Source organism: Kitasatospora sp. NPDC001159, assembly GCF_053598235.1.
The window spans coordinates 1-4,060 of the sequence record NZ_JBSFJV010000221.1; the positions used below are offsets into that span (position 1 = coordinate 1).

Annotated in this window: 1 protein-coding gene and 1 pseudogene; both read left to right on the forward strand. The window is 66.6% G+C overall.

The window, feature by feature from the left end; genetic code table 11:
- Positions 1-118 precede the first annotated feature (118 nt).
- Positions 119-2,161: a SpoIIE family protein phosphatase gene (locus tag ACWC9T_RS41100; protein WP_449826128.1), complete on the forward strand. Its 2,043-nt coding sequence runs from the start codon at positions 119-121 to the stop codon at positions 2,159-2,161.
- Between the two features lie 350 nt (positions 2,162-2,511).
- Positions 2,512-3,402 (forward strand): annotated as a pseudogene (locus ACWC9T_RS41105) (transposase domain-containing protein); the annotation flags it as partial.
- Positions 3,403-4,060: the final 658 nt, after the last annotated feature.

Here is a 4,060-nt window from a genome sequence, read left to right on the forward strand (position 1 = left end):
AAGCGGCTCCAAGCGAGCCCACTCCTCGTCCGTCAGATCACCACGACCAGCCATACCAATCTAACGAGTCAGATGATCGGAGAGACACGCCCTAGAAGGGCTGAGCCGCCAGACTTCGATCGGCCTCGCCGTGATGGACACCGATCTGCGCTACGTATGGCTGAATACCGCACTGGAACGCCGCGGCGGGGTTCCGATCCAAGACCGGATCGGACGGCGAGTCGAGGAAGTGCTGCCCGGTCTGGCTAGTGAGGACGTCTCGGACCGAATGCATCAGGTCCTGCAGACGGGCACTCCATTGATCGACTTCGAGTATCACGGCACCACTCCCGCCGCCCCCGACCAGGAGGTGGCGCTGTCCGCCTCCTTCTTCCGCCTTCAGGACTCGGCCGAGCACGTCATCGGAATCGGGTACGCGGTCATCGACGTCACCGACCGCCACAGGACCAGGCAGGGCCTTAGGCTACTCAATGAGGCTGGCAGGCGTCTGGGCAACACGTTGGATATCTCCTGGACGGCCCGGGAACTAGCTGACATCGCCGTGCCGACTCTCGCCGACATCGCCACCATAGATGTGGTCGATGCCTTCGCTCTCCACAGCCCCACTGAACCTCGCCCGTACCAGGCCGGCCAAGAGGCCGGCACATCCTTCTTGTTGCATCGTGTGGCTGTCTCCCGCCAGACGGTGACCACCGGCGCTCCCGGACACCTCAGCCAGCCAATCACCCCGACCTCCGACAGCCCGCAGACCAGGGCTCTCACCGAGCTGCGCCCGGTACTCGTATCGCAGCCCGCCGGGCCGACCACGGGCATGGGGGCCGGAAACGATCCGATGGCTCGATGTTCCCATCTAGCTGTCCCGTTGGCGGTTCGCGGTCAGATACTCGGGGTGGCCACTTACGTGCGGCTGCCGGGACGGGAGCCGTTCGACCCGAACGATGTCCAATTGGCAAGAGAGCTGACAGACCGAGCCGCTGTTTGCATGGATAACTCGGTTCGGTTCGACAAAGAGCGAACTGCGGCGCTCACCCTGCAACGGAGCCTGCTGCCCTCTGAAGTCCCTGAACAGAACGCTGTAGACGTGGCCCACCTTTACGTGCCAGCGGAAAGGCAAGCCAAGGTTGGCGGCTGCTGGTACGACGTCATCCCCTTGTCCGGTGCCCGCATTGCCCTGGTAATCGGCCAGGTAGGCGGCCACGGACTGCACGCCGCAGCAGCAATGGGGCGCCTACGCACCGCAGTTCGGACCCTGGCGCGTAAGGATCTCTCTCCCCAGGAGCTCCTCGCGGATCTCGATGATCTCGTGGCTAGCCTGGACAGGGAGGGATCGCCCCTTTCCGCCTCTGATCTGCATGGCAGCACCTGTCTGTACGCCGTCTACGACCCAATCTCCAGCTGCTGCACGCTGGCTAGCGCCGGGCATCCAGCCCCTGTCTGCCTGCTTCCCGACCGGACAGCCAGCTTCCTGGACCTTCCCAGCAACCCCGCACTCGGCCTCGCTGATGGCCTGCCTTTTGAAACCGCCGACGTCACCCTGCCCGAGGGCAGCCTGCTTGCGCTGTACACGGCCGCACTACTCACCCCTGACCAGCCGCCACTGCCGCCATCCGAACAAAGGCGTGCCAACGGATCGCGGCAAGGTGCGAGGGAGCGTCTCCTGAGGGCCCTGGCCCATTCCGGCTGCTCGCCCGAGGTTGCCTGCCGAACCGTCACCACCGAGCTGCTCTCAGACCACCCCGCCGACGACGTAGCTCTGCTCGTGGCGCGCACGCACACCCTCGCGGCTGAGCACGTTGCCGAGTGGCAGGTGTCGGACGATCCGGCCCTGCTCGCCGAGGTGCGCGCAAAGGCGGCGGCACGGGTCGCAGAATGGGGCCTGGTTGAAGACGCCTTCATTACCGAGCTTGTGGTCAGCGAGTTGGTCACGAACGCGATCAAGTACGGCCAGCCCCCCATCTGGCTGCGTGTCATCCGCGACCGTAAGTTGATCTGTGAGGTTTTCGACTCCAGCGATACCTCTCCCCATGTCCGACGCGCCACAGCAGACGACGAAGGGGGCCGCGGCCTCTTCCTCGTCGCACGGCTCGCCGGACGTTGGGGCACCCGCTACACCGCCCGCGGCAAGATCGTCTGGTCTGAACAGCCCTTGTCTCCGGGCTGACCACCGCCCCAAGAGAATGAGGAAGTTGCATCGTGATTCGTGCAGGTCGCCGGCCCTGGCGTGACGAGTCGTTGGGGTGCTCGCGCAGCTCATCACGGTGATCGTGGCGGGGAGATCGTCCGCCACCGTGCCATGCCACCTGGTGGTGCAATGCCACGAAGTTAAGCGCTCGGCGGCGGTGTCAAGGGTGGGCGAGATGCGGGAGGGGCCTCTGCTATCCAGGGGATCGACCAAGATCTTCCTGAGAAAGCAGAGGCCCAGTGGCCCAGTCTGTCACGGGCGGCGACGTGTTCGCGCCCGGTCATATCGGTGAGTTAACCCAGGTCATCCCGCCCGAGTTGGTGGATGCGGTGCTGGACGAGACCGGGGCGCGCGAGCGACGACTTCGCAGCCTCCCCTCACGTGTCGGGGTGTACTTCGTGCTCGCACTCGGGTTGTTCGAGCATCTGGGCACCGGACTGGTGTGGGGAAAGCTCGCGGCCGGACTGGCCGCCCGGGTGCCGCAGCCGTCGGAGAAGGCACTTCGTGATCTGCGTCGGCGGGTCGGGGTGGCTCCGCTCAAGCGGCTGTTCGACGTGCTGGCCGGCCCGCTGGCCCAGCCGTCCACGCCCGGAGTGCGCTACCGCCGCTGGCGCACGGTCGCCTTCGACGGCTGTGGGAGCCTGAACGTCCCGGACCACGAGCGCAACCGGTCCTGGCTCGGCCGCACAGAACGCCGATACGGCCCGACCGGCTTCCCCCGGCTGATGCTCATGACTCTGTGCGAAACAGGCACCCGCGGCCTGATCGCCGCGGTCTTCGGCCCCGATTCCAAGGGCGAGACTGACTATGCCCACGATCTGGTCGGCCACCTGACCTCGGACATGCTCCTTCTGGCCGATCGCGCTTTCGACAGCAACGAACTGCTCGCAGACATCGCAGCTCAGGGAGCGCAGTTCTTGGTTCGCGCCACCAGCACCAGGCGACCGCCTGTGCTCGCGCTGCTGCCCGACGGCTCCTACCTGACCCGGATTGGAGGCCTCCCGCTGCGGGTGATCGAGGCCGAGGTCCGGGCCCGCACCGCCAACGGCGGTGACTTCGGCGGGACCTACCGCCTGCTGACTACGCTCAACGACCACCGCACCGATTCAGCCGACCACCTGGTACGTCTCTACCACGAGCGCTGGGAGATCGAGATCACCTATCTGGCACTACGTCATACCCTGCTCAAAGGCCGAGTTCTACGGTCGAAGGACCCGGTCGGCCTCAGCCAGGAGATGTGGGGACTACTCACCCTCTACCACGCCTTGCGCTCGGTCATGGTGACCGCGGTGGAGACAGTGCCCGGCTGCGATCCCGACCGGGCAGGCTTCACCGTTGCCCTGGAAGCCGCCCGCGACACGGTGGTCAGCCTGGTCGGAACGAGCGCGGCCTGCGAGCCGAGCGACCGCTCCGATCTGGTGGGACACATCGGCGCCCGCGTCCTGCACGCGTTGCTTCCCGGGCGTCGACCGCGACTGTCCGCCCGCATCGTCAAGTGCGGAACGTCCCGCTACAACATCTGGAACCGCGACGGGCGTCCACACGACAGCACCCCGATCACCGCCATCGAGATCACCGTGCACCCACCAACCCTGCCCAGCGCACAGGACCCGAGCCGGACCCTCTCCGGCCGCTGGGGCCAGGTCTGCCAGCTCCTGGCCGCGAACTCCAACCAGGCCATGCACACCCGCGACATCGCGCGACATCTCGGGCTCCCCGCCTCCGGGCGCCCCCTCAGCAGCCTCACCGCGCAACTCTGCTACTGGGCCCGCAACGGCCGACTTGCGCTCGACGACCCAGCGGCGGGGCAGGACGGTGAAGCCGCTGGTGTCGTCGGCGCGTTTGACGACGGCGACGGTCAGGGCGAGCGCGGTAAGG